The sequence below is a fragment of the Rugosimonospora acidiphila genome, assembly GCF_039543385.1.
GTDB lineage: Bacteria > Actinomycetota > Actinomycetes > Mycobacteriales > Micromonosporaceae > Rugosimonospora > Rugosimonospora acidiphila.
This window is the reverse complement of the sequence record NZ_BAABJQ010000001.1, coordinates 332,020-356,757: the sequence shown is the minus strand read 5'-3', so window position 1 is coordinate 356,757 and position 24,738 is coordinate 332,020. Positions and strand designations below refer to the sequence as shown.

30 protein-coding genes are annotated in these 24,738 nt (G+C 72.5%); 8 read left to right on the top strand and 22 right to left on the bottom strand.

Annotated features, from left to right (window positions below):
- Window positions 1-172: 172 nt before the first annotated feature.
- Both ABEA87_RS01745 and ABEA87_RS01740 read left to right on the top strand, forming a co-directional pair.
- Complete coding sequence (locus ABEA87_RS01745) at window positions 173-928, top strand: SDR family NAD(P)-dependent oxidoreductase (RefSeq protein ID WP_425570727.1); 756 nt, start codon at window positions 173-175, stop codon at window positions 926-928.
- A complete protein-coding gene (locus tag ABEA87_RS01740) occupies window positions 925-1,731 on the top strand; it encodes a class I SAM-dependent methyltransferase (RefSeq protein WP_345625354.1) in 807 nt (268 codons plus the stop codon). The genes ABEA87_RS01745 and ABEA87_RS01740 overlap by 4 nt, the downstream gene beginning before the upstream one ends.
- A 49-nt stretch (window positions 1,732-1,780) precedes the next feature.
- On the opposite strand, the gene ABEA87_RS01735 is transcribed toward ABEA87_RS01740, so the two are convergent.
- Entirely contained in the window at window positions 1,781-2,821 is a 1,041-nt protein-coding gene (locus tag ABEA87_RS01735) for a UDP-N-acetylmuramate dehydrogenase (RefSeq protein ID WP_425570699.1), read from the bottom strand.
- A 128-nt stretch (window positions 2,822-2,949) separates the two neighbouring features.
- On the opposite strand from ABEA87_RS01735, the gene ABEA87_RS01730 reads away from it, so the two are divergent.
- Complete coding sequence (locus ABEA87_RS01730) at window positions 2,950-3,717, top strand: maleylpyruvate isomerase N-terminal domain-containing protein (protein ID WP_345625352.1); 768 nt, start codon at window positions 2,950-2,952, stop codon at window positions 3,715-3,717.
- 128 nt (window positions 3,718-3,845) lie between these two features.
- Here the strand turns inward: ABEA87_RS01730 and ABEA87_RS01725 are convergent, their stop codons facing one another.
- The 12 genes from ABEA87_RS01725 to ABEA87_RS01670 form a co-directional block, all read right to left on the bottom strand.
- A complete protein-coding gene (locus tag ABEA87_RS01725) occupies window positions 3,846-4,661 on the bottom strand; it encodes a heavy metal-binding domain-containing protein (RefSeq protein WP_345625350.1) in 816 nt (271 codons plus the stop codon).
- A gap of 51 nt (window positions 4,662-4,712) precedes the next feature.
- The gene (locus ABEA87_RS01720) at window positions 4,713-5,714 is read right to left on the bottom strand and encodes a heavy metal-binding domain-containing protein (RefSeq protein WP_345625349.1); all 1,002 of its coding nucleotides are present in this window, start codon (window positions 5,712-5,714) and stop codon (window positions 4,713-4,715) included.
- Between the two features lie 43 nt (window positions 5,715-5,757).
- Window positions 5,758-6,177: a hypothetical protein gene (locus ABEA87_RS01715; protein ID WP_345625347.1), complete on the bottom strand. Its 420-nt coding sequence runs from the start codon at window positions 6,175-6,177 to the stop codon at window positions 5,758-5,760.
- 33 nt (window positions 6,178-6,210) lie between these two features.
- A complete protein-coding gene (locus ABEA87_RS01710) occupies window positions 6,211-6,723 on the bottom strand; it encodes an O-acetyl-ADP-ribose deacetylase (RefSeq protein ID WP_345625345.1) in 513 nt (170 codons plus the stop codon).
- Between the two features lie 7 nt (window positions 6,724-6,730).
- Complete coding sequence (locus tag ABEA87_RS01705; protein ID WP_345625751.1) at window positions 6,731-7,471, bottom strand: EI24 domain-containing protein; 741 nt, start codon at window positions 7,469-7,471, stop codon at window positions 6,731-6,733.
- Between the two features lie 140 nt (window positions 7,472-7,611).
- The gene (locus ABEA87_RS01700) at window positions 7,612-8,349 is read right to left on the bottom strand and encodes an alanyl-tRNA editing protein (protein ID WP_345625343.1); all 738 of its coding nucleotides are present in this window, start codon (window positions 8,347-8,349) and stop codon (window positions 7,612-7,614) included.
- A gap of 11 nt (window positions 8,350-8,360) precedes the next feature.
- Window positions 8,361-9,176, bottom strand: a complete 816-nt coding sequence (locus ABEA87_RS01695; RefSeq protein ID WP_425570697.1) for an alpha/beta fold hydrolase — start codon at window positions 9,174-9,176, stop codon at window positions 8,361-8,363.
- Window positions 9,177-9,178: 2 nt separating this feature from the next.
- The gene (locus tag ABEA87_RS01690; RefSeq protein ID WP_345625341.1) at window positions 9,179-9,496 is read right to left on the bottom strand and encodes a DUF2516 family protein; all 318 of its coding nucleotides are present in this window, start codon (window positions 9,494-9,496) and stop codon (window positions 9,179-9,181) included.
- 54 nt (window positions 9,497-9,550) lie between these two features.
- Window positions 9,551-9,997 (bottom strand): hypothetical protein, encoded by a 447-nt coding sequence (locus ABEA87_RS01685; RefSeq protein ID WP_345625340.1) that lies wholly within the window; start codon window positions 9,995-9,997, stop codon window positions 9,551-9,553.
- On the bottom strand, window positions 9,997-10,608 hold the full coding sequence (locus ABEA87_RS01680) for a helix-turn-helix domain-containing protein (protein WP_345625338.1): 612 nt from the start codon (window positions 10,606-10,608) through the stop codon (window positions 9,997-9,999). Before ABEA87_RS01680 ends, ABEA87_RS01685 begins: the two co-directional genes overlap by 1 nt.
- 176 nt (window positions 10,609-10,784) lie before the next feature.
- The gene (locus ABEA87_RS01675) at window positions 10,785-11,837 is read right to left on the bottom strand and encodes an asparaginase (RefSeq protein ID WP_345625336.1); all 1,053 of its coding nucleotides are present in this window, start codon (window positions 11,835-11,837) and stop codon (window positions 10,785-10,787) included.
- Window positions 11,830-12,660 carry a beta-keto acid cleavage family enzyme gene (locus tag ABEA87_RS01670; RefSeq protein ID WP_345625334.1) on the bottom strand — a complete coding sequence of 277 codons (831 nt, stop codon included), beginning with the start codon at window positions 12,658-12,660 and terminating at the stop codon, window positions 11,830-11,832. Before ABEA87_RS01670 ends, ABEA87_RS01675 begins: the two co-directional genes overlap by 8 nt.
- A gap of 129 nt (window positions 12,661-12,789) precedes the next feature.
- On the opposite strand from ABEA87_RS01670, the gene ABEA87_RS01665 reads away from it, so the two are divergent.
- Window positions 12,790-14,175, top strand: coding sequence for a glycoside hydrolase family 18 protein (locus tag ABEA87_RS01665; RefSeq protein WP_345625332.1), 1,386 nt, complete (start codon window positions 12,790-12,792; stop codon window positions 14,173-14,175).
- Window positions 14,176-14,261: 86 nt separating this feature from the next.
- Here ABEA87_RS01665 and ygfZ read toward each other — a convergent pair whose 3' ends face one another.
- Both ygfZ and ABEA87_RS01655 read right to left on the bottom strand, forming a co-directional pair.
- Window positions 14,262-15,308 (bottom strand): CAF17-like 4Fe-4S cluster assembly/insertion protein YgfZ, encoded by a 1,047-nt coding sequence (gene ygfZ, locus ABEA87_RS01660; RefSeq protein WP_345625330.1) that lies wholly within the window; start codon window positions 15,306-15,308, stop codon window positions 14,262-14,264.
- Window positions 15,301-15,744, bottom strand: a complete 444-nt coding sequence (locus ABEA87_RS01655; RefSeq protein ID WP_345625328.1) for a Fur family transcriptional regulator — start codon at window positions 15,742-15,744, stop codon at window positions 15,301-15,303. Before ABEA87_RS01655 ends, ygfZ begins: the two co-directional genes overlap by 8 nt.
- An 85-nt stretch (window positions 15,745-15,829) precedes the next feature.
- On the opposite strand from ABEA87_RS01655, the gene ABEA87_RS01650 reads away from it, so the two are divergent.
- Window positions 15,830-16,669, top strand: coding sequence for an aminotransferase class IV (locus tag ABEA87_RS01650; protein WP_345625326.1), 840 nt, complete (start codon window positions 15,830-15,832; stop codon window positions 16,667-16,669).
- A gap of 138 nt (window positions 16,670-16,807) precedes the next feature.
- Here the strand turns inward: ABEA87_RS01650 and ABEA87_RS01645 are convergent, their stop codons facing one another.
- Together ABEA87_RS01645 and mtfM are read right to left on the bottom strand one after the other, a co-directional pair.
- Complete coding sequence (locus tag ABEA87_RS01645) at window positions 16,808-17,395, bottom strand: heme-binding beta-barrel domain-containing protein (RefSeq protein WP_345625324.1); 588 nt, start codon at window positions 17,393-17,395, stop codon at window positions 16,808-16,810.
- Window positions 17,392-17,496: a small membrane protein MtfM gene (mtfM, locus tag ABEA87_RS01640; RefSeq protein WP_345625323.1), complete on the bottom strand. Its 105-nt coding sequence runs from the start codon at window positions 17,494-17,496 to the stop codon at window positions 17,392-17,394. Before mtfM ends, ABEA87_RS01645 begins: the two co-directional genes overlap by 4 nt.
- Before the next feature lie 13 nt (window positions 17,497-17,509).
- On the opposite strand from mtfM, the gene ABEA87_RS01635 reads away from it, so the two are divergent.
- On the top strand, window positions 17,510-17,884 hold the full coding sequence (locus ABEA87_RS01635; RefSeq protein WP_345625321.1) for a DsrE family protein: 375 nt from the start codon (window positions 17,510-17,512) through the stop codon (window positions 17,882-17,884).
- Window positions 17,885-17,998: 114 nt separating this feature from the next.
- Here the strand turns inward: ABEA87_RS01635 and ABEA87_RS01630 are convergent, their stop codons facing one another.
- From ABEA87_RS01630 to ABEA87_RS01610, 5 genes are all read right to left on the bottom strand, one after another.
- Window positions 17,999-18,850: a hypothetical protein gene (locus ABEA87_RS01630; RefSeq protein ID WP_345625320.1), complete on the bottom strand. Its 852-nt coding sequence runs from the start codon at window positions 18,848-18,850 to the stop codon at window positions 17,999-18,001.
- Window positions 18,851-19,035: 185 nt separating this feature from the next.
- Window positions 19,036-19,350, bottom strand: coding sequence for a DUF1416 domain-containing protein (locus ABEA87_RS01625; protein ID WP_345625318.1), 315 nt, complete (start codon window positions 19,348-19,350; stop codon window positions 19,036-19,038).
- A 5-nt stretch (window positions 19,351-19,355) separates the two neighbouring features.
- Window positions 19,356-20,204 (bottom strand): sulfurtransferase, encoded by an 849-nt coding sequence (locus tag ABEA87_RS01620; protein ID WP_345625314.1) that lies wholly within the window; start codon window positions 20,202-20,204, stop codon window positions 19,356-19,358.
- A gap of 307 nt (window positions 20,205-20,511) precedes the next feature.
- Window positions 20,512-21,285 (bottom strand): LmeA family phospholipid-binding protein, encoded by a 774-nt coding sequence (locus tag ABEA87_RS01615; protein ID WP_345625312.1) that lies wholly within the window; start codon window positions 21,283-21,285, stop codon window positions 20,512-20,514.
- 33 nt (window positions 21,286-21,318) lie between these two features.
- On the bottom strand, window positions 21,319-22,683 hold the full coding sequence (locus tag ABEA87_RS01610) for a hypothetical protein (protein ID WP_345625310.1): 1,365 nt from the start codon (window positions 22,681-22,683) through the stop codon (window positions 21,319-21,321).
- A gap of 185 nt (window positions 22,684-22,868) precedes the next feature.
- Between ABEA87_RS01610 and ABEA87_RS01605 the strand changes: the two genes are divergently transcribed.
- Both ABEA87_RS01605 and mshD read left to right on the top strand, forming a co-directional pair.
- Complete coding sequence (locus ABEA87_RS01605; protein WP_345625308.1) at window positions 22,869-23,588, top strand: response regulator transcription factor; 720 nt, start codon at window positions 22,869-22,871, stop codon at window positions 23,586-23,588.
- Between the two features lie 114 nt (window positions 23,589-23,702).
- Complete coding sequence (gene mshD / locus ABEA87_RS01600; protein ID WP_345625306.1) at window positions 23,703-24,737, top strand: mycothiol synthase; 1,035 nt, start codon at window positions 23,703-23,705, stop codon at window positions 24,735-24,737.
- Window position 24,738 lies beyond the last annotated feature (1 nt).

Sequence of the window (24,738 nt, the reverse complement as noted above, 5' to 3'; positions counted from 1 at the left end):
ACCGACTCGCATCTTCCCGCTTCCCGATCCCGCCACGCCATTCGGGTGAGCAAACTCGCACCACGCCACGGCGCGCGGACGGCGAGGATGGCAGGATCGCGGAGAATGCCGGGCTCGCCTAGGAGGACGATTGACCACGTCAGCTCACCCGACGGCGGGCACGGTCCGCCCGATAGCGGTGATCACCGGAGCGTCCAGCGGGATCGGTGCCGCCACGGCGCGCCGGCTGGCCACCGAGGGCTTCCACGTGGTGGCCGCGGCCCGGCGGGCCGACCGGCTGGCCACGCTGGTCGAGGAGATCCGGGCCGGCGGTGGGCAGGCGACCGCGGTGAGCGCCGACGTCACGTCGGACGCCGAGGTCGCCGCGCTCGCCGATGCGGTGACGACGCTTCCCGGCGAGGTGACGCTGCTGGTGAACAACGCCGGTGGCGCGCTGGGCATGGACCCGGTCGAGTCCGCCAGCGTCGAGGACTGGCGCTGGATGTACGAGGTCAACGTCGCCGGTACGCTGCGGGTCACCCAGTCCCTGCTGCCGGCGCTGGAGGCGTCCGGCGCGGGTACGGTCGTGGTGCTCGGCTCGACCGCCGCGCAGATCGTGTACGAGGGCGGGGCCGGGTACACGGCGGCGAAGCACGCCCAGGCGGCGTTGACCGAGACGCTCCGGCTGGAGCTGTGCGGCCGGCCGATCCGGGTTATCGAGATCGATCCGGGCATGGTGCGCACCGACGAGTTCGCGCTCAACCGGTTCGGCGGCGACGAGCAGCGCGCGGCCGCGGTCTACGCCGGCGTAGCCAACCCGCTCGTGGCCGAGGACATCGCGGACTGCGTCGCCTGGTGCGCCACGCGACCGCACCACGTGAACGTGGACCGGCTGGTGGTTCGCCCGCTCGCCCAGGCCGCACAGCACAAGGTGCACCGGGTTCAGTGAGGTCCGCTTCGGCGGGTGCGGAGCACCGCGCGACGGCCCAGACCGGTCGCCCCGTCGGCTCGGTGACCCGGGGCACCACCAACCCGAACCGGCTGCGCCGGGTGGACGGTTGGATCTGCGCCACGCTGGGCCCACGGCTGCCGGAAGACGCGCTCGTGGTGGACCTCGGGTACGGCTCCTGGCCGGTGACCACCGTCGAGCTGCGCGACCGGCTGGCGCGGGTGCGCCCGCGCGCACGGGTGGTGGGGCTGGAGATCGACCGGGCACGGGTGGCGGAGGCATCGCGATACCGCGACCCGCCCGGGCTGAACTTCGCGCTCGGCGGGTTCGAGCTGGCCGGGCTGCGCCCCGCGCTGGTACGCGCGATGAACGTGCTGCGCCAGTATCCGGAGCCGGAGGTGCCGGGCGCCTGGTCGACGATGTCGGGGGCGATCGCGCCGGGCGGGTACGTCATCGACGGCACCTGCGACGAGCTGGGCCGGCTGTCGTCGTGGATCCTGCTGGACTCCTCCGGCCCCCGGTCGCTGACGCTCTCCATGCGACTGTCCACACTGAACAATCCCGCGGAGGTCGCGCAGCGGCTGCCCAAGGCGCTGATCCATCGCAACGTGCCGGGCCACTGGGTATACGAATACCTGACCGCGCTGGACGACGCGTGGCACGCCGCGGCGCCGCTGTCCGTGTTCAGCCACCGGCAGCGGTGGATCCAGACGGTGGCGGCCACGAGGGCGGCCGGCTGGCCGGTGCGGGACGGTACCCGGCGGTGGCGCCTCGGCGAGGTCACCATCGACTGGCCCGCCTAGCCGACCGCCACGAGCGACGCGAACATCCGCATCCGCGCCGCCGGCCCGCCTACAGCGAACAGTTGACCAGCACCGGCTCCGGGCGCAACTCGACCTCGAACCGCTTCTGCACTCCGTCGCGAACCTCCCGGGCCAGGTCCAGCAGCGCGTCGGTGGTGCCCGCGCCGCGGTTGGTCAGGGCCAGCGTGTGCTTGCCGGAGATGGCCACGCCGTCCCGCCCGTACCCCTTGGTGAAGCCGGCGTTCCCGATCAACCAGGCGGCGCTGGTCTTCACCGTGCCGTCCTCCCCCGGCCACGCCGGCGGCTCGCCGAGGTCGGCGGCCCGGCGGCGCAGCACCGCGTACCCGGCGGCGTCGAGCACCGGGTTGGTGAAGAACGAGCCGGCCGAGTAGGTGTCGGGGTCGTCCGGGTCCAGCACCATGCCCTTGCCGGCCCGCAGCCGGAGCACCGCCGAACGCACCTCCGCGAGCGGCGCCCGGCCGCCCACCGGCACTTCCAGCGCACGCGCCAGCTCCGGGTACCGGACCGGAGTCGAATGCCCCGAACGGCTCAGCCGCAGCGTCACGGACAGCACGACCCACCGGTCGACGTGCTTGAACACGCTGGCCCGGTACCCGAACCCGCACTGCGCCGGCGTGAACGTGGTGGTCTGGCCGAGCTGCCGGTCGTACACACGCACCGACGTGATCGTCTCCGCGACCTCCTGCCCGTACGCGCCGACGTTCTGGATCGGCGTGGCGCCGGACGAGCCCGGGACGCCGGAGAGGCACTCGATGCCGGCCCACCCCTCGGCCACCGTACGGGCGACCACCTCGTCCCACGGCTCGCCCGCCGCGAGAGTGAGCCGCACGCCGTCCGAGTTGGGGTCGGCCACCGCCTCGAAGCCCCGGGTACGCAGCAGCACCACGGTGCCGGGAAAGCCCTCGTCCCCGATCACCACGTTGGAACCGCCGGCCAGAACCAGTACCGGATCATCGTCTGGGATCGCCTCGGCGATCTCCGACGGATCGGTGACGGTGACCAACCGGCCGGCCGGGCCGCCCAGGCGCAGCGTGGTCAGGGATGCCAAGTCACGGCTGCCAACATGCACAGGACAACCCTAGGCTCTACAGTAGGTGCGGCTTCGGCGGACCGCCATCTCGGTCGGACCGTCGGCGGCAGTGGCGACCCAGGCGCGGCGATGATCTCCGGCCGTGCCGATGACCAGGCATGGACGGGATGACCAGGAATTTGGCTAACAAAGACTTCTGGCTGGCGGCGCTGCGCACCGAGGGGCCGGCGTTCCGGGAGGCCGTGACGGATGCTCCGCTGGACGCACCCGTGCCGTCCTGCCCCGGCTGGACGGTTGCCCACCTGATCGGGCACCTCGGCGAGTTCTACGGCTTCGTTCTGAGCCATGTCGGGCGGGGCGTGACCAGCCGGCCGGAGGACACCTCACCGGAGGAGTTCCAGCCGCCGTCGGGCGCCGACCCGCTCTCCTGGTGGGACGAGCGGTACCAGCAGGTCATCTCCACTTTGGACGCGCTCGACCCCGACATGCCCGCGTGGAACTGGGCGCCACAGGCCAAGACGGTGGAGTTCTGGCACCGGCGGGCGGCGCACGAGACCACCGTGCACCGCTGGGACGCGCAGTTCGCCACGATCAACGCCGAGCCGATCGAGCCGAAGCTCGCGGCGGACGGCGTGGACGAGGTGCTGGACACCTGGCTGCCGGCGGGCCGGCGGCGGGGCCCCAGCGACCTGGTGGGCGTCGTCGGGCTGGGCGCCACGGACCTGGACCGGGAGTGGCTGGTCCGGCTGCGCGCCGACGGCGGGGTCGCCCTTCTGGACACCGACACGCTGCTGGACACCGACGAGCACCGCGAGCGGGCGGTGGCCCGCGGGACCGCCAGCGACCTGATGCTGGCCCTCTACGGCCGGGTCGGCTTCGACCTGCTGGAGCTCGCCGGCGACGAGCGGCTGCTCGAGGCGCTGCGCACCGGCTGAGCCGGGCCTCGCCGGGCCGGCCCGGCGAGGTTCACGGGCCGGGCGGCCGAGGCGTCGATCCGCGCCCCCGGCCCGGCGATCGAGGCCCCGCGGTCGAGGGCCCGCGGTCGAGGGCCAGCGGTCGAGGCTCAGCGGTCGAGGCTCAGCACCAGCTGGGGGCGGGCGATCTCGTGGTCCGGGCGGATCGGCCGGACCGCCGTGCCGATGGCGAAGAACTCGGTGGTGTGCGAGCCCCACGAGTGGTTGCGCTGGTCCAGCTGTACGCCCACGATGCCCTCCGCGGACAGCGCCTCCGCCTCCTTCTGCATCCGCGCCATGGCCAGCTCCCGGGCGTCGTAGAGCGCCTGGGTGAACTGCGGCAGCTCGGTGTTCTGGCCGAGGTTGGACAGGATGTTGCCGAACGTACGGTGCGCGACGTGGTAGACGCAGACGCCCATGGTCATGCCCAGCGGCGCGTACCCGGCCTGCAGCAGGGTCCAGAAGTCCTGGCCGGACAGGTCGGACGTGAACGGCTGCCCATGATCGTTGCGCCAGCTCTTGCCGTCGTCGGCCTTGACCGCCGTGCCGACCGCGAGGAACTCGGCCGCGTCCGAGCCCCACTCCTTGAACTCCACCTCGAGCCGGACGCCCACGATCCCGTCGGCGCCGAGCGTGTCCGCCTCCGCCTGCATCCGGGTCATGGCCAGCTCCCGGGCGTGGTACATCGCCTGGGAGAGCACGTCGAGCTCCTGGTTCTTGCTCCAACGGCCCACCTGGAAACCGACGTGATAGACCGAGGTGCCCAGCACCAACCCGAGCGGCGTGAAGCCGGCTTGCTTGACCAGCAGGAACTCATTGACCGTGAGGTCCGAGGTGAAGATGTGGCCCTGCTTGTCCGGCCGGAGTTCGGCGAGCCGGTTCATGGCGTCCTGCGGGACACCCAGCTCCGTCGGATCGGCGCTCATGCGGCAACTCCCGAACTCTTGTCGGAAATCATGGAAGCTCTCCTCATCGCCTTACAGGCGCAACATAGGTAGTGGCGCCTCGAGTGAGGCGGTCGTTTCGAAGGGCACCACCGCGGTACCCCAGATAAAACAGTTGGCGACGTGGTCCTCGCCCTCCCCGCCGCTGGAGCAGCGCTGCCCGGACACCTGCAGCATCATGTCCCGGAGCAGGACCGTGTGGCCGCTGCGGTGCCGCGCGTCGGCGGCCAGCGACTTGCGGGCGGCGTCGCGCGCGGCGTGTACCAGCTCGGTGTTGCCGGCGAGCTCCTGGTTGTACCAGGACCGGCGCTGGCTCATCACGCTCCAGTCGTCGTGCCGGACCATCGCGCCGACCCCCTGCACCAGGGCCACCGGCACCCAGCCCGCCCGGATCAGCTTGGCGAAGTCCTGCCCGCTCAGGTCGGACGTGAACGGCCGGCGCGGCCGCTTGGCTCCGTCGGCCCGCACGGCCGTACCGATGGCCATGAACTCCAGCCCGTTGTCGTAGAACGAGCGTACGGACAGCCGGACCCCGACCACACCGTCGCCGCCCAGCCCGGCGCACTCCCGGCGCATCCGCTCGACCGCCCGGTGCCGGGCCTGGTTGAGTAGCTCCTGGGTGGCCGGCACCGGTACCACCGGGGCGATCCCCCAGCCGCCACCGCCCGCGAAGCCGCCGCCGGCGATGCCGCCGCCGGGCATCCCCCCGCCGGCGAACCCGCCGCGCACCCAGCCGCCGCCCATCGCCAGCCCGCGCCCGTAGTACCCGCAGCCCGTGTACGACCAGCCGACGTTGTAGACCGCACTGCCCAGCACCTGGCCGACCGGGGAGAAGCCGACCGACCGGATCGCGGCGAACTCCTCGACGGTCAGGTCTGAGGTGAAGCTCCCGGACTCGCCCCGGTCCCGCCGCTCACGCTGCTCGCTGATGCGCCACTGGGCGCGCAGCGGCAGCCGACCGGCGGCGATCTCGGCGGCGCTGCCCTCCGCGATCTCGTCCGCCGACCAGGTCTTGCCGGTCGGGTCGACGGTCATCGGTTCACCCCCGGCGCGCCCACGCCCGTCTCGGCCACCCCGGTCACGGTGCGGTCAGTTTCTGCAGCGCCGCCACCGCCGCGGCGTTGGTGCCGGCGACCGCGGCCAAGGCCTCGGCCAGCGATCGCGACCACTCCTCGGCGGTGACGGACTTGGTCGACATCACCACGCCTCCGGACTCGTGGCATACCTTGGTCACGGCCCGGGCGCCCACGTCGGTCCGGTCCAGCTCGTAGCGGCGATCGCCGACGTGTACGGAGATGCCCAAGACGGCCGGCTCCCGGCCGGCCATCCGCGCCTTCCACTTGCCCTCCCGCCGGACCTGGACCAGATCCGGAGGCAGGGTCGCGGACAGCATGTTGAGCAGCATCCCGGAGTACAGCGACAGATCATCTGTATGCCGGCGTAGCTGGGCGGCGAGCAGCTCGAGATCAAGGTTCGACTGCGGTGTGCCCTGCGTCATACGCTCCTCCAACGCGCGTTACCCCGATCCAGGCTAGCGCTCGCTCACCACCTCACGGGCAACCGCCAGAACGTCGGCCCCGAACAGGACGAGCCGGACCTCGTCCGGGCCCACGGTGGCCTCCTCGATCGCCACGAGCGCCTGGCGGACCGCGTCCTCGACCGGCCAACCGTACGTGCCGGCGGAGATCAACGGGAAGGCGATCGAGCGAGCTCCCAGCTCGTGGGCGACCGCGAGGGAGTTGGTGTAGCAGTCCCGCAGCAGGCTGGAGCGCTCGTCCTGGCCCGTGTAGACCGGCCCGACGGTGTGGATCACCCAACGGGCCGGCAACCGCCCGGCGGTGGTCGCGACCGCCTGGCCGGTGGGCAGCCCCCGGCCGTAGCGGGACGCCCGCAGCGCCCGGCACTCGGCGAGGATCTCCGGACCGCCGCGCCGGTGGATGGCGCCGTCCACCCCGCCGCCGCCGAGCAGCGACGAGTTCGCGGCGTTCACTATGGCGTCGACCGCCAGCGTGGTGATGTCCCCCTGGACCAGTTCGAGGCTCATCCCCGCATCATGGAGCCTGGATCGGCAGCCCATGCATGCGGCGGGTCATCAGGGTGGCGCCGACCACCGCCGCCGGCATCCCCAGGATCGCGCCGAACGGGATCAGGAAGCAGACAAAAACCGACACGCCGAAGCCGAGCGCCAGGAACCGGTGCCGCCGCAGCAGCTCGCGGCGCTCCCGCAGCCGCAGCCCCCGGCGGGCGCCGGCCACCCCGGTCAGCTCCAGGGCCAGCACCCAGCCGCCGACGAGCGCGCCGATCACGGGCACCACCGTCTGCCCGACCGCCGGCAGCAACCCGCCGACGAACAGCAGTACCCCGACCACCGCGGAGAAGACCAGCAGCCGGATCGACTCGGCGAGGCCCCGGAAGATCCCCCGCCACCACGGCACCTCGACCGCGTTGGGGACGCCGCCCAGGGCGTCCTCCACCCGCTCGGAGATCTTCTCGTAGAACGGGTCGCCGACGGCCAGCGTGAGCCCGGTGAACGCGACGAAGGCCAGCAGCGCGAACACCCCGACGATGGTGATCGCGGCGAGCACCCGGAGAAGATCGCGAAGCCCGTCCGACCAGCCGTTCGCGAACCAGGTCACCGCCCGCGACTCCGGGCCGAGGAACACCAGGAGCGCGATCAGCGCGACGAGCAGCAGGGCAAAGGCGATCAGGGCCGGCAGCATGCCCAGCACGACCAGGCCGGGGTTGCGGGCGTAGGTACCGAGTCCCCGCACGAGCAGCCCGACGCCGGTCATGAACTCTCGCACCGGCCGGCCGGCGTCGCGTACTCGGTTGTCCACGCCGGCAGCCTAACGGTCATGGTCCACTTCGGCCCGCCGTGCGCGGGCCGCCGCCCGTTGGTCGGTGGAGCCCGGCCGGGCGCGGGATCAGTCCGCTAGTCCGCTATGCGCACCCGTACCCGCCGGTTGGCCCGGCCCTTGCTCTCCACCTTGACCACCGACACCTTGCCGATCTGGCCGGTGGACGCCACGTGCGTACCCCCGTCGGCCTGCACGTCCAGCCCGGTGATGTCGACGATCCGGATCTCCTGCTCGTCGGCCGGAATCAGGTTCGACTGGGTACGGATGATGTCCGGCAGGGCCAGTGCCTCGTCGCGGGGCAGCACCCGGGCGAGCACCCGGCGGTCCGCGGTCACCTCGGCGTTGACCAGGTCTTCGAGCCGGGCCTTGAAGTCGGGCGGCACCTCGGGCAGGTTGAAGTCCATCCGGGCCTCACCGGGCTCCATGTTGCCCCCGGTGACCAGCGCGCCGAAGTCCCGGAAGACCACGCCGCACAGCACGTGCAGACCCGAGTGCGTGCGCATGAGCATGCTGCGCCGCGCGTCCTCGACGGCGCCGGTGACGGTCGTGCCGGCGGGCGGCAGAGGATCCCCCTCGGCGGGCAGCAGGTACAGGTCGTCGCCCTTGCGGGTACCGACGATCCGGGTCTGTACGCCTTGCCAGAGCAGCACCCCGTGGTCCGGCGGCTGCCCGCCGCCCCCGGGGTAGAAGGCCGACCGGTCCAGGACTATCCCGTCCTGCGCGTCGGAGAACAGCACCGTGCACTCCCACTCCCGCAGGCCGGGATCGGCGAGGTCGAGGCGGTGCGTGCGGCCGTGCTCGGTGACACCCATAACCGGCGACCCTACCCGTCCGCGCCGGCCAGGAAGCCGCTGATCCGCTGCCGCAGGTCGGCGCGGGCCGTCCAGAGCACCCCGGGCCGGTCGTAGATGTGCAGCCGCGCCCGGGGCAGCAGCGAGGCCAGGCGCTCGGCCACCCCGACCGGGTGAAGGTCGTCACCGACACAGCCGATCACCAGCGCGGAGGCCGTCACGGCGCCCAGCGCCGACGCGTCGGGCACCGCGAAGCCCTCCGCCAGACCGGCGAGACCGGCGCCCAGGCCGTCGCGCAGCAACTGCTCGCAGCGCTGCCGGACGAACGAGTACGCCGCCGCCGTGCCCCGCAGATCGACCGGTACCTCGGCGGACACCACCTCGGCGACCCGCTCCCGGTCGCCCGAGCCGACGGCGTCGAGCAGCGCGCCGATCCGCCGGCGGGCCGGGCCGGTACGCGGCGAGTCCAGCACCGCCGGCAGGAAGAACACCACCCGCTCGAACCGGTCGGGCCGGCGCGCCAGCAGCCCGCACAGCGCACCGGCGCCGAGGCTGACCCCCAGCGCCTGGTTCGCGCCGTGGAGGTCGGCGACGGCCCCGAGGTCGTCCGCCAGGTCGGCGTAGCTCCACCGGCCGGGCGGCGCGCCGGAGCGGCCGTGCCCGCGCAGCTGAACGAAGATCCTCGTCCCGGGTACCGCGCTGCCCAGCGGCCGGGTGTCGGCGATGCCGGAGCCCAGCCCGTGCGCGAACACGGTGACGGGACGGCCAGCGCCGGTGAGCAGGTACTCCAGCTCGACGCCCGCGGCGGTGGTGAACAGCTCGGTCGGCGGGGCCGGAAGCGACACCATCCCTACCAGGAACCCTGGCCGTCGACCGCGTCGCGCAGTGCGGGGCGCAGATCGAGCACGTAGACCAGCGAGACGGTTACCGCTATCAGACCGAGGAAGTTCCGGACGCTGCCGAACAGCAGCGTCACCAGCACGGCACCGCCGGTCATCGCGAGCCATCCGCCCTTGGGGATGCGACCGACAACCAGGAACGCGTCGGTCCGCTGGGTCAGGCAGTTGACGAACGCGAACAGCTCGACGATCAAGCTCACCACGGTGAGCGCGTAGGTGACATCAGCGGTCACCGTGCTGTAGAACAGCGGCGCGGCGGCAATGACCATAGCCAAGAGCTTATGCCGACGCGGCCCGGGACCGCCGGGCCGCGCCGTGCTGGCCTACTTCCCGGCCGGGTCGGTCCCCTCGGCCGGCGCGTCGCCGGCCTCCGGCGCCGCCTTGCTCTCGGGCCTGACCTGCTCCGATGCGGCCCCGTCCGCCTCGGCGTCCGGCCGGATGCCGACGGTGGCGTGGACGACCCGACGACCGCGGACCACCTGCTCGCCGCGGGCGACCAGGTCGGTGTAGATCTCCTGGGCACGCTCCTGCGCGGCCTGGGCGTTGGTCACCAGGCTGACGACGTTGCGCTGGGCGGCGTCGCGCAGGCGCACGGCCCGTCCCCCGGCCGCGTCGCGCAGCCGGTCGCTGTCGAACTCCCCGCTGGACACCCGGCCGCGCAGTTCGGTCACGGCGGCGGGGAGCTTGCGCAGCCGCTGGTAGGCGAGGTCGCCGACGGCGGCGGCCGCGTACAGCGGGGCGGGAATCTTGGCGTCTTCCTTCTCAGCCATCAGATCTCCTTGGTTCCGGCGGCCGGGTCGGCCGCGTTCGTGGCTGTCTTCGTTTGCTGCTCCGGGACCGCGGCGGGGCGGTCGGCGGCCGGGTCGACGTCCACGGCGAGGTCGGCCGTGACGCTCCCGACGTCCGGTTCGAGGTCATTGTCTGCTTCGAGGTTGATGCCTGCCTCGGCGGCAATGTCCGCTTCGAGGTCGGCGTCCGCCTCGGGGTTGGCGTCCGGGTCGGTGGCCGGCGGGCGCGCCGCGGCGGCCTCGGCCTCACGGGCGTTTTCCCGGCGGAACGTCTCGTAGATCTGGATGAGCGACTGCTTCTGGGCCGCGGTCAGCCCCGGGTCGGCCGCGATCGCCTCGAGGACGTTGTGGCCTTCCTTGCCGTCGAGCAGGCCCGCACGCAGGTACATCAGGGGCGTCGAGACCCGTAGCGCACCGGCTAGCTGCTGCAGCACCTCGGCGCTCGGCCGGCGCAGGCCGCGCTCGATCTGGCTGAGGTACGGGTTGCTGACCCCGGCCTGCTCGGCGAGCTGGCGGAGCGAGATCCGCGCGTTGCGGCGCAGGTCCCGGATGAAGTCGCCGATGTCGTGCGGCAGGTCCTTGGGCGTTTGCATGCCATCAACGGTACGTCGCCGCGCTTGCAGCAGCAAGCAAAGTGCTAGCGCTTGCTAGCGTGACCCCCGCCACCGGCAGACGCCGCCGCACCGTCGCCGCACCCTCGCCGCCGCCGTACCCTCGCCGCCCGTGCGCCTCGCGGGTGCGCCCTCGCCGAGGAGGGCGCACCGGGAACTCACCAGATCGCGCGCACCACGCCGACCGGCTCGCCCCGCCCGCGCTGGATCACGCCTTCGGCGTCTCCGGCCAGCTCGTCGAGGATCGGGGCGTCCACGCCCAGGCGGCGCAGCGCGCTGGCCACGACGGGGAATCTGGCCCGCCGGGAACCATCGTCGATCTTGATGGCCACCGCACCGGCCCCGGGCACCGCGACGGCCAGCACGCCCTCGGCGCCGCCCTTGGCGAGCAGGCCCGGCACCCCGCGCATCAGCCGGGCGTCGTCGGCTCCGGTCCCCGAGACCAGCTCGGGGTACGCCCGCATGGCGTCGGCCACGGTACGCCCGGCGGTGCCCGGCTGGCCCTGCACCAGCCGGAGGTACGCCGTCGCCAGCGCGTACAGCGAGATCGCCAGGACCGGTGCCCCGCACCCGTCGACGCCCACCGCCGCGGCGGGCTCGCCGGACATCTCCTCCACCACCGAGCGCAGGTGCCGCTGCAGCGGATGGTCGGGCCGGTGGTACCCCTCGATCGGCCAGCCTGCGGCCAGGCAGGTGAGCAGCATGCCGGTGTGCTTGCCGGAGCAGTTCATGTAGATCCGGGACGGGCCGCCGCCGCCCAGGATCACGTCCCGGCGGGCTGCCTCGGCCAGCGGCAGGTCGGGCGGGCAGGCCAGCGCCTGCTCGGGCAGGCCGCCGCCGCGCAGCATCGTCCGGGCCAGATCGACGTGCATCGGCTCGCCGTGGTGACTGGCGGAGACCAGGGCGAGTTGGGCCGGCTCGGCCAGCGCCAGCCCGGCCTTGAGCATGCCGGTGGCCTGCATCGGCTTGTTGGACGAGCGCGGGTAGATCGGCCCCGTCACGTCTCCGGCGGCGGCCACCGCCTCGCCGGTGGCGGACAGCACGACGACCGAACCCCGGTGGTAACTCTCCACGAAGCCGGACCGCGTGACCTCGGCGAGCAGTTCGCCGCCCGCGTAGCCGCCGGGGGCACGCCCATCGGCCGCCGGGTCGGGCGCGGCGACGCCGCCGCTGCCGGCCTGTGCCGGGATGGCGGAAAGCCGCTCAGCCATGGCGCTTCACCTCCAGCAGGGTGCGGGCCTGCTCGGCCGTCATGGGTGCTCGCCCGGCCAGCCGGGCGAGGCCGACCGCGCGGGCGACCAGTTGCATGTTCGACTCGACCGGCTGACCCTTGGCGTACGTGATCGTGTCCTCCATGCCGACCCGCAGGTGGCCGCCGGTGGACAGGGAGGCGAGCAGCACCGGGATGGTGGACCGGCCGATCCCGGTGGCGGAGAACGTGGCGCCCTCGGGCAGGTCGCGCAGGCAGGCCACGAGGGCCTCGGCGGTACCCGGCATCCCGCCCGGTACCCCCATCACCAGGTCGACGTGCACGTGCCCGCCGGCCGGCGGGCCGTACCGGTCGAGCAGCCGGCGCAGCGTGGTCAGCTGGCCAAGGTCGAAGATCTCGTACTCCGGCACGATGCCGCGCTCGCGCATCCGGGTGTGCAGCTCGACGATGAACTCCCAGCGGTTGAGGAACACGTCGTCGCCGAAGTTGACGGTGCCCATGGTGCAGGAGGCCATGTCCGGTTCGGCGTCCAGCACCCGCAGCCGATCGGGCTCAGGGTCGGTGACCGCGCCCCCGGTGGAGAGCTGGACGATCAGGTTGGTCTGCTCGCGCAGGGCCGCGACGGTGTCGCGCAGCCGGCCCAGGTCGAGGGTGGGCCGCGCGTCGTCGTCGCGGATATGAACGTGGATGACGGCGGCGCCCAGCGCCTCGCACTCCCGGGCGGTGGTGACCAGTTCATCGAGGCTCACCGGTAGCGGCGGCACCTCGCTCTTGGCCGACTCGGCGCCGGTCGGCGCGACCGTGATCAACGTCGGTGTTGTCATGGCCGCGATCCTTCCACGGTCGCTGACCTGCTGCTCAGCCCGGTATGTATTGACGAAATAGATAACACTCCTTACCGTTTCTCCATCGACATCCGTCCCTGTCACAGAGGTTCCGTAGGGAGGCCGATCTTGGCCAGATCACGCATTCTCACCGCCGTCGCCGCGCTGGCCGGCGCCGCGCTCGTCGCCACGACGCTCGCCCTGGCGTTGCCCGCCCAGGCGGCCGGCAGCGTCATCGCGACGTTCAGCAAGGACTCCGACTGGGGCACCGGCTACCAGGGCAAATACACGATCACCAACGGTACGGCGGCCGGCATCAGCGCCTGGACGGTCGCCTTCGACCTGCCGGCCGGGCTGACCATGGGTACCTACTGGGACACCCTCATCACGACCAGCGGCCAGCACGTGACCGCGAAGAACCGCGACTACAACGGCACCGTCGCGCCCGGGGCCAGCGTGACCTTCGGTTTCGTCGTCAACGGTGGCTCGGGGGCGCCCGCCGGCTGCACGATCAACGGCGCGTCGTGCACCACGGGCTCGGGTGGTGGCGGCAGCTCACCCACGCCGCCGCCGACCCGCACCCCGACCCCCAGCCCGACGCCCACCGGTGGCGGTGGAGGCGGTGGTGGTGGTACGGGCACCACGCTGGCCACGGCGCCGTACATCGACATGGGCTCGTGGCCGACGCCGGTACTGGCCGACGTCGCCAGCGCCAGCACGCTGAAGAACTTCACCCTCGCGTTCATCACCTCGGCCGGCTGCCACGCCAGCTGGTTCAACGCGTACGACCCGCGCGCGGGCTGGCAGCTCGACCAGATCAACGCCATCCGGGCCCGCGGCGGCGATGTCAAGATCTCCTTCGGCGGCGCGAGCGGCATCGAGCTGGCCCAGGCGTGCGGCAGCGTCAGCGCGCTGACCGCCGAGTACCAGGCCGTCATCAACGCGTACAGCCTCAAGTACATCGACTTCGACATCGAGGGCGCGGCGGTGGCCGACCCGAACTCGATCAACCTGCGCTCACAGGCGATGAAGCAGCTACAGACCGCCAACCCGAACCTGAAGATCTCGCTCACCCTGCCGGTGCTGCCGACCGGCCTTGACGGCAATGGCGTGAACGTGGTGACCGCCGCCAAGAACGCCGGGGTCAACCTCGACGTGGTCAACGTGATGGCGATGGACTACTACCAGAACGGCGACTACGGCGCCTTCGCGCTGCAGGCCGCGCAGTCCACGTTCAACCAGCTCAAGTCGCTGTACCCGACCAAGACCACGGCCCAGCTGTGGCGCATGGTCGGGGTGACGCCGATGCTTGGCCAGAACGACGACGGGCACATCTACAACCAGACCGCCGCGCGGAACCTGGTCTCCTTCGCCAAGACCAACCACCTCGGCGAGCTGGCCTTCTGGGAGGTCACCCGGGACCGCAACGCCTGCACCGGCGCGCTCTACATGTGCACCAACATCAGCCAGTCGCCGTACGAGTTCAGCAAGATCTTCTCCAGTTACACCGGCTGATCTGATAGACCAACATGGCGCGGGTCCGCTCGTCCGGGGTGGGCCCGCGCCCCATCCAGGCCCGGCCGCGCCCGCTCGGCGGGCCGTCAGGCGGGGTCGATCGCCGCGGCCGAGACGCCGACCCGCAGCGGCTCGCCGTCGCCGACGCTCCGCTTGATCACGGCTAGTGCGATCATCCCCAGCTCGTGGTGGCGCACCGCGGTGCCGACGAAGCCCACCTCCCGCCCGTCGGCGGTGGACACCGCCGTGCCGGCGGCCGGCAGCTCGTCGGTGCTCACGCCGTCCAGGTGCAGCAGTACCAGCCGACGGGGCGGCCGCCCCAGGTTGTGTACCCGGGCGATCGTCTCCTGGCCGCGGTAGCAGCCCTTGTCCAGGTGCACCGCGTCGGCCAGCCAGCCCACCTCGGCCGGGATCGTCCGGTGATCGGTCTCCAGCCCGTACCGCGGCCGGCGGGCGGCCACCCGCAGCGCCTCGAACGCCCAGATCCCGGCCCACGGCACGCCCAACTCCTCGGCGACGGCCGCCACCCGGGGACGCGGCACCAGCAGGTCGTACCCGTAGGACATCCGGCGCGCCCAACCGCCGCCGGGCAGCGGAGCGGTCGAGTACACGGTGGTCGGCCGGGGCGCCACGTCGGCCGAGGCGAACTTCGCCCCCGGTACCGGTGCCACCCGCGGCGGGTCCAGCTCGATGCCCGGGATCCTTGCCTCGGGACCGACCAGCGACAACAGCGCCCAGTCGGCGGTGACGTCGGCCGGCTCGACGCGCATCAGGAAGCGCATCCGGTTCAGGAAGTCCAGCAGCGCCGGCCCGGCCCCGGGCTCGGTGTCCAGCCAGGTGGTCGTGCCGTCGTCGGTGAGCACCGCGTGGTGTTCCGCGTGCCCGTGCGGCGACAGGACCAGCAGCTCGCTGCCCTCGCCCGGCCGCAGGTCGGTGAGGTGCTGGGTGGTCAGGCTGTGCAGCCAGCCCAGCCGGTCCTCGCCGGGGATGGCGATGATCCCCCGGTGCGAGCGGTCGACCAGCCCGGCGGCGGTTTCCAGGGTTCGCTGCTCGCGCACCGGGTCGCCGTAGTGGGCCACCGCGCCGGTGTCCGGCGAGCCCGGCTCGACGGCCTCGATCATTACCTCAGGCATCCGTACCTCCACAGGCGTCTGTGCCTCCGCACCCGGCACACAGCCCGAACAGCGCGACATGGCCGATATCGATCAGGAAGCCCTGGTCGCGGGTGAGCGTCTCGGCCAGCGGGCCGAGTACGCCGGAGGACACCTCGACGATCGCGCCACAACCCCGGCACACCAAGTGGACGTGCTGCGCCTCACCCACCGCGTGGTATGTCGGGGCGCCGTGGGACAGGTGGGCGTGGGTCACCAGACCCAGCTCCTCGAGCAGCTCCAGGGCCCGGTACACGGTGGTGATGTTCACCCCGGCGGCGGTCTTCGCGACCCGCGCGTGCACCTGGTCCGGGGTGGCGTGACCGAGCTCGTACACGGCCTCCAGCACGAGCTGGCGCTGAGCGGTCAGCCGGAGACCCCGGGAGCGCAGCACCTCCGCCAGCGGCGAATTGGACACCTTTCGAGGGTACTCGGACCGATCAGCCGACCAGAGCCGGCGGCGACCGGCGGCCGGCGGGCGCCGGCCGGGTAGTCTGCCTGACGTGTCGCAGCGAGTGGTCGCCGTGCTGGGTCGCGGCGTTGTACCAGCCCAGAGCCCCATCCTCCGCGCCGATGATCTCGGAGTCCTGCGTGGCGACGGGATCTTCGAGACCATGCACGTGCGTGGCTCGCGGCCCTGGCTCATCGAGGACCACCTTGATCGAATGAGTCGCTCGGCCCGGCTGGTCGAGCTCGACCTGCCGGCCCGCGAGGCGCTCCTCGAACTGGCCCACCAGGCGCTGGCCGAGTGGCCGACCGACGTCGAGGGCGCGCTGCGCCTGGTCTGCACCCGGGGCAGCGAGGACGGCGGGCCGGTCACCGCGTTCGCCACGCTGGCCCCGATCGGCGCCGGGCAGCTCCGAGGGCGCCGGGAGGGCATCTCGGTGGCGACCGCGTCGCTGGGCGTCGCGGCGGACGCCCGGTCGGCCGCGCCCTGGCTGCTCGCCGGCGCGAAGACGCTGTCGTACGCGGTGAACATGGCCTCCCAGCGGTGGGCCGGCGGCCGGGGCGTGGACGACATGCTGTGGGTCTCCAGCGACGGGTACGTGCTGGAGGCGCCGACCTCGACGCTGGTCTGGCTGGCCGGCGACACGCTGTGGACGGTCCCGGCCGCCTCGACCGGGATCCTGCCCGGCATCACCGCGCGGTGGCTGCTGGACCACGCCACCGACCTGGGCTACGAGGCCGGCGAGCGGATGATCCGTCCGGCCGAGCTGACCGCCGTGGACGGGGCCTGGCTGGCCTCCTCGATCCGCGGGTTGGCGGAGATCCGGACCCTCGACGGCAAGCCGCTGGACCCGGCCGCGGACACCGCCCGGATGCTGGGGTTGCTCGGCTTCTGACGCCGCCCGGAAACAGGCGCCGGCTCCTTGGCCGGTACCGGCCTCGGACCTGGCGCCCGTTTCCGGGCCTAGCCCCCGTCTTCGGACCTAGCGCCTGTCTTTGGGCCTAGCCCTGTCCTCGGACCTAGCGCAGGCGCCTCAGCCGCCGACCCGGATCAGCCGGGCGGACAGGTGCGCGCTCATCGGCTGCCCGACCGCGGCCATCTCCTGCGCGTACAGCAGGGCGCCCTCGACGATGCCGTACAGCCGCTGGCCGGCGGTGACCTCCTTCGCCGCCACCGTACGCACCACCGCGTCGGTCACCAGTTCGACCTTGAGGTGGTCCTGCCGGCCGACGTACAGCTCCATGATCCCGGTCGGGTTACTGAGCAGGACCTCCAGCTCATCGCCGGCCTGGTCGTCCTGCATGACAGGGCGCCACCAGCCCGTCTCCCGGGCCGCCGGCCGGATCGGGGTGCCGTCGTCCTGGATCAGCCAGGACCGCGACTCGTAGAACAGGAACGGCCGGCCATCGTGGCTGAACCGGACCTCCTGGGCGTAGTCGAAGTCCTCGATCGTCGGGTAACCACCCCGGCCCCGGCCGCGCCACACCCCGACGAACGGCAGCAGGCCGAGCAGCGCGGGGTGCAGGTCGGGCCCGGTACGCAGGTCGTGCGTCTCCTCGTACGGATACTCCGGCACCGGCGGGGCGTTCAGCCACGGCGGCGGGGTCAGACTGTCAGTCACCAGCGTCCTCTCGATACCCGTACGGCAAGGTAGACCAGCCCGCCCGCGAGGGCGCCGAACCCGGCGACCAGCAGGCTGACGAAACCGATCTCGGTAACCACGGCTCCCGATCCTATGCTGGTCCACATGCTCCGTTCTCTGGTCATCAAGGTGACAGCCGGCAGCGACGCTCCGGAACGCTGCTCGCAGGCGTTCACCGTGGCCTCCACCGCGCTGGCCGCCGGTGTCGACGTGTCGCTGTGGCTGACCGGCGAGGCCGCCTGGTTCGCACTGCCCGGACGCGCCGCCCAGCTCGAACTCCCGCACTCCGCGCCGCTGCCCGACCTGCTGGACGCCGTGCTGGCCGGTGGCCGGGTCACCCTGTGCACGCAGTGCGCCGCCCGCCGCTCGATTGGGCCGGAGGACGTCATCCCGCCGATCCGCATCGCCGGCTCGGCGGCCTTCGTCGAGGAGATCATGACCGAGGGCACGCAGGCGCTCGTCTACTGACCACCAACCGGCCCCACCCACGGCCAGCCCGCTCCGGGCCGGCCCCACTTACGGCCGGCCCGAGCCACGGCCGGCCCGACTCACCGGCCGGCCGCGCGTGGCGGTGGTGCCCGGTCAGGACCGGCAGGCGCCGGCGGTGAACGTCACCGTCACCTGGTCGCCGTCGGCGCGTACCAGCAGGCCGGACGGGTCGGCGTAGACGTCGTCGCGGTCGACCACGGGCGGCTTCGCCGGGGTGGGCAGGGAGTCGAGGGTCGCCGTCGGCGCCCCGACCGCCTCGACGGTACGCAGCCCGCACGGCAGTTGATGGATCGACCAGTGCGCCGCGGCCACGCCGAGCTGGCGGAGCACCGGCTCGACCGGGGCACGATCGGCCGCTCCGGGCGTGGCGGTCGGGTCGGCGGCGGGCCGCTGGCCCAGCGGGCGGCAGCCGGTGCCGGCGGTCACCTGGACCAGCCCGGCCCGGTCGACCGAGCCCGTGATCTCGACGTAGTCGCCGGCGTCGGCGGCCAGCCGGGGGGCCGGGGTACCGGTGGTGGCGGGGCGCGCGACCCCGGGCCGGTACGCGCGGGGCAGCCCGGCCGCGATCCGGTTGAGCAGGGCCGATTCGGTACCCGGGGCGGTGGCCAGCCAGACCTCCCGGTCGTAGCGCTCCCCGGACCGGACCGGCGTGATCTCGCAGCTGTCCAACCTGTCGTACCCGGTGATCGCCGGCACCACCCCGGCTCCGGCCGCGTCCACCACCAGCCCGATCGCCCGGTCGACGGTCGACTGCGCCTGCGCGATCGTGGTCTGCTCGCGCACACTCGGCTTCCCGTGCCGCGCGTACCAGACCCCGCCGACCAGCAGCACCAGCGCCCAGGCGGAGCAGACCGCGACCATCACCCGGCGCCGGCGCGGGTCCGGCGGAGGGGGCGGCGGAGGCGGCAGGTAGGGCACGTACCTCGGCTGGTCGTCGAGCGTCACCCGACCATCGTCCCTCTTCCGGCCAACCGTCTTCCGGCCGGCCAACGACGAAGGTGCCGGCCGCACGCTGCGCGCGCGACCGGCACCTTCACGCCCATGAGTGAGGCGCCGCTACGCCCGTGGAGGGCGACGCCGCTACGCCCGGGAGGGCGACGCCGCTACGCCCGGGAGGGCGGTGCGTCCGATCAAGCGGCGACCGAAAGGGCCACCTCGTTGATGCCGCGGCCGGCATCGACCGTCGCGTCGCCATTGCCCGCGCGGGACAGGGCGCGCAGCGTCCAGCTGCCCGGGGCGGCGAAGAACCTGAACTGGCCGGCCGCCGAGGTCACCACCTCGGCGGTGAACTCACCGGAGGAGTCGAGCAGCCGGACGTAGGCGCCGGAGACCGGCTGCCCTTCGGCGCTCACCACGCCGCTGATCACGGTCTCCTTCTCCACGTTGACGCTCGCCGGAAGCGGAGCGGACTGCTCCGGCGCGCCGCAGCCTGAGATGTCGGTCATGTTGTTCACCCCTGACCCGGCTCGTCGCCGAGCGCGACCGGCACGCCGACCAGCGAGCCGTACTCGGTCCACGAACCGTCGTAGTTCTTGACATTGCTGTGCCCGAGCAGTTCGCGCAGCACGAACCAGGTGTGCGACGAACGCTCACCGATCCGGCAGTACGCGATGGTGTCCTTGCTGTCGTCCAGGCCGGCCGCTCCGTAGATTCCCCGGAGCTCGTCGTCGGACTTGAACGTCCCGTCCTCGTTGGCCGCCTTGCTCCACGGCACGCTGATAGCGGTGGGCACGTGCCCGGCCCGCTGCGCCTGCTCCTGCGGAAGGTGGGCGGGGGCGAGCAGCCGGCCGGCGTACTCGTCGGGGGAGCGCACGTCGACCAGGTTCTGGGTGCCGATCGCGGCGACCACGTCGTCGCGGAACGCCCGCAGCGACAGGTCCTGGTCCTGCGCGACGTAGTTGGTCGCCGGGCGGGTCGTGGCGTCCCCGGTCAGCGGCCGGTTGTCCAGCTCCCACTTCTTGCGGCCGCCGTCCAGCAGCCGCACGTCGCCGTGGCCGTAGAGCTTGAAGTACCAGTAGGCGTACGCGGCGAACCAGTTGTTGTTGCCGCCGTAGAGGACGACGAGGTCGTCGTTGCCGATGCCGCGTGAGGACAGCAGGGCCTGGAACTGCTCCCGGTTCACGAAGTCCCGCCGGACCTGGTCCTGGAGGTCCAGGCGCCAGTCCAGCTTGACGGCGCCGGGAATGTGGGCCGTGTCGTACGCCGCGGTGTCCTCGTCGACCTCGACGAAGACGACGCCGGCGGCGCCCAGGTTCTTCTCGGCCCAATCGGCGGAGACGAGTACAGAGTCGCGACTCATGGTTACCTCTCGAAGGTGGTGGCTGGGCCGCGATCATGCGCGACGCGACCCGTGGGCGATCGATGGGTACGTCGGACGGCGCCGCTACCGGCAATGAGGCTGGGAGTGGAACGGCCGCCGTGTCAGGCCCGGGGACACAGGCAGGCCGCGACCAGGCCGAAGTCGATCGGCCGGCGCTTCGTGAGCATCAGATCACGGTCACGGCACGCCAGGAACGGCGACGCGGGGACCAGTGGGCTCATGGCTCCGGAGCCTACCATCGCCGGCATCCCCCGGACAGGGCGCCTCACCTTGCGACAATGCTCACTTACGCTCCGCCGCTGTTCAGCGGGACATTGGCGGCGGTCGCTGTAATTGTCACTCCGGCCTGCTTCGCCTGGACGTTCTGGATCTTCAGGTGGTACGGCAGCGGCGGGATCTTCACGTTGAACGACAGCTGCTGTTCGAGCGACCCCAGCACCTGCTGCAGGATGGGCGGTACGTTGCCACCCTGGACGTTCACCTTGTTGATGTGCACCTGCGCCGCATCGTTGACCACCTGGATGCTTCCGGTGGCGACCACATTGATCGACAGGGTCAGTACCTTCACCGGCGCGGTGATCTGGACCTCGCCGTTGGGCAGCGGCGCCACCGTCGCGCCACCGCTGCCGAACTGCGACAGATCAATCAGCTGAGACACCGAGGACCAGTCCAGCCGGGCGGTACCGGCCACGTGGTCGGCGGTTATGTCGCCGCTGCCGTTGATCAAGGCGCCGAGGCTGGCGTTGACCCCGGTGGCCACCACGGTGAGGTCGTCGAGCGTGACGTCCCGGGTGCTCGGCTTCGCGATGTCGATCGTGATCTTGTTGTATCTGCCGCCGACGACCTGGGTCAGGAACGGGAAGCCGCCGATCTTGACGGACGGGTTCGACGGCGAGCTGACCCCCTGCGCGGTCAGCTGCTTCTTGGCCTGGTCGGCGACTGTGCGCTCGGCGGCGATGACGGCCACCCGGTCGGCGATCACGAACAGCCCGGCGACGGCGATCACCACGACGACCAACACGAGCAGGGCCTTGCGTCCACGCCTACGACTGGCCGCCATGTGAATGCTCCTCGGTCCTCGAGACGGGGGGCGTCAGTTCAGGTTCGTGACCAGCACCATCACGCTGAGCACGTACGCGACCGGGGAGGCCAACGCGAACCCGCCCAGCGGGCCCTGCATGTGCCGCGCGATCCACAGTGCCGGCTGCTCGCCCTCCAACTGCCTGCCCACCTCCGCATAGGAGACCGCCAGGTCCGCGAGGACCGCCACCAGCGCGGTGGCGAAGCCGGCGAGCGCGGCCCGCTTGGGGTCCAGCCCAACCAGCACCGAGCCCATGACGCCGGCCACGCCGGTGCCCACCATGGCGCCCGCCACCACGCCCACCGTGCCCCGCGGCACCAGGGGGCTGGTGCGCGGCGACGGGAACACGATGTCGCCTAGCCTGGCCACCACCAGCGCGACCCCGGCGGCGACCAGGCAGGCGACGATCGCCGGAGTACCCGGGGCGTGCCGATTCAAAACAACCAGCATCCCGAAGCAGACCACGCCAATCACGACTATCAAGGTGCTGCCGAGCGACTCGGTGACCCGTGGCCGGGGGCTGCGGCGCAGCAACTGCCCGGCCACGGCGGCGCCCACCGCGGCGACGGTGATCAGGCAGAGGGGCGCCAGCGAGGCGTGCGACGTCATGGTCGCGGCGAGGTCGACGCCCGCCGCGGCGGCCAGCGACACGCCGGCCACCACCCGGGGCCCGGTCGGCCGCATGGTCACCGTCCAGGCCAGGACGAACAGCACCTGTACCGCGAAGACCACCAACCCGTACGAGCCGGCGCCGGCGTACGCGCCGAGCACCAGGGCGAGCCCGAGCAGGCCGGCGAACCCGGCCACCGCCAGCGAGAGCAGCCGGTCCAACGGCGCCACGCCCTCGCCACGCTCCTGCAGCCAGCTCGGCAGGTCGGACTGCATGCCCTGGGTCAGGCCGGTCTGCTGGCCCTCGACGGCCCGCCGCCGGTGGGGCCCGCGCAGCCGCCGCCCGCCGCCCCCCCGGGGCTGGCCGCCGCGGGAGCCCGGGTCACGGTCGCCCTCGGGCGCTCCGGTCATGGCTCGGGTCGGATCTTCCTGGCGGGGGTCGGCCCACCCGGGACCCCCCGGGGCGGCCTGCATCGGACCCGCCGGGACCGGGCCCGGCTGTCCGGGATTGCCCCGGCCCCGCTCCGGCCGGCCACGCTCGGGACGGTCCCGCCCGGCCGAGGGATCCTCGTCGGGCCCGCCGGGCGGGTAGTCGATCCCGCCGTCCCGCGTCGCGCTCCAGCCGTACGGGTCGGAGTCGTCGATGCGGCGGCCAGTGGGGTCTGCCCGGCGCGGGCGGCGCACGGCCGCACGCTGCCCGTGCTGCCACTGCTCGCGGGCGCCGTCCGGCGCCTCGCGACCTCCGCCCGGTGGGTTTGTCGGGGACACGCCCCTGATCGTGCCAGAGTGTGACCGGGTACCGCGACGCCGGCCGCCGTCGGATGTTCGCGGCGGCGGGGTCCGCCAGTGCCCCATTTCACGTGGTGAATCGGCCCGCACCATCGGTTATCCTTCTCTCTTAACCCGCCCGTCAGCGCCGTCGGGAATCAGTCAAGACGAGACGGAGGAGACGCGTGGAAATCCTCTTGCTGACCGGCGGACCCGCCGGCGAGGCGGCGGCCGTGCTGCCGGCTCTGGACCTGCTGCCACACTCGGTGCGCACGGCACCCCGCGACGTACGCACCCTGGTCTCCGGGCCGTCGCCGGATGTCGTCATGATCGACGCCCGCGGCGAGCTGGCCGATGCCCGCGCCACCTGCCGGATGCTGCACGCCACCGGCCTGGGCGTGCCCCTGATCGCCGTGGTCTACGAGTCCGGCCTGGTCGCGCTGTCCGCCGAGTGGGGGCTCGACGACATCGTGCTCGCCTCCGCCGGCCCCGCCGAGATCGAGGCAAGGCTGCGGCTGGCGGCCGGACGGCTGGGCCAGGCCAACGCCAACGAGGGCACCCTGATCCGGGCCGGCGAGCTGTCGATCGATCCGGACACCTACGCCGCGAAGCTCAAGGGCCGGCCGCTCGACCTCACCTACAAGGAGTTCGAGCTGCTCAAGTTCCTCTCCCAGCACCCCGGCCGGGTGTTCACCAGGGATCAGCTGCTGCGCGAGGTCTGGGGCTACGACTACTTCGGCGGCACCCGCACGGTGGACGTGCACGTCCGGCGGCTGCGCGCCAAGCTGGGCTCGGAGTACGAGTCGATGATCGGCACCGTTCGCCAGGTCGGGTACAAGTTCGTGGCCCCACAGGCCCGGGCGCTGCCGGAGACCGAGCCGGTCACCATCCCCACCCCCGTATAGCGGCCCGGGCGGGCGTTCCGGCATCGAACGGGCGTTCCGGCGGCGGATAGGTGGTCCGCACCCGGGTGGGCGGTCTGCCGGAGGCCCGCGCCGCCGCCGGGATAACGTTGCGCAATGACCTCCACCCTGCCGGTTCGGCGCCTGGAACGACTGGATCCGCAGCAGGTGAGCGAGGTCATCGAGCTGACCCGGGCGGCGAGCGACGCCGACGGCGTCAACCCGCTGTCCGAGCACGTCATGCTGCATCTGAGCCATGGTGGCGACGAGCCCGCGGAGCACCTTCTCATCCGCTCGGACGGGCGCCTGGTCGGGTACGCGCACGTGGACACCACGGACACGGTGGAGGGCGCCAGCGCCGAACTGGTGGTGCACCCGATGTTCCGCCGGCGGGGGCTCGGCCGGGCGCTGGTGACGGCGGTCACCGAGGCGGCGGCCGCACACGACCCGAGCGGCCGGCTGCGGCTGTGGGCGCACGGCGACCACCCTTCGGCCTCCGCGCTCGCGCTGTCGCTGGGCTTCGAACGGCACCGGGTGCTGTACCAGATGCGCCGCCCGCTGGACGCCCCGATCGAGGCGCCGGCCCTGCCGGCCGACGTGCGGATCCGCGCGTTCCGGCCGGGTGCTGACGATGAGCGGTGGGTCGAGCTCAACGGCCGGGCGTTCGCGCACCACCCCGACCAGGGCCGGTGGACGCTCAAGGACCTACGGGTCCGGATGACCGAACCATGGTTCGACCCGACCGGCTTCTTGATCGCTGAGCGCGCGCCCGAGGGCGACCCGGGCCGGGCGGGCGAACCGAAGCAGGCCGGCGCCGATGAGGCCGGTGCTTATGAAGCAGCAGCGGGCGGCGAGCGCCCGATGCTGGGCTTCCACTGGACCAAGGTGCACGGCGCCCGGCGCGTCGACGGTACCGACGTCCACCAGCACGACCCGATCGGCGAGGTCTACGTGCTCGGCGTGGACCCGGACGCGCAGGGCCTCGGCCTGGGTACCGCGCTGACCCTTGCCGGCCTGCGCCACCTGCGGGACCGCGGGCTCGACCAGGCCATGCTGTACGTGGACGGGAACGATTCGACGGCGGTACATCTGTACCAGAAGAACGGCTTCGTGCGCTGGTCGACGGACGTCTCCTTCCGGCGCGGGGCCTGAC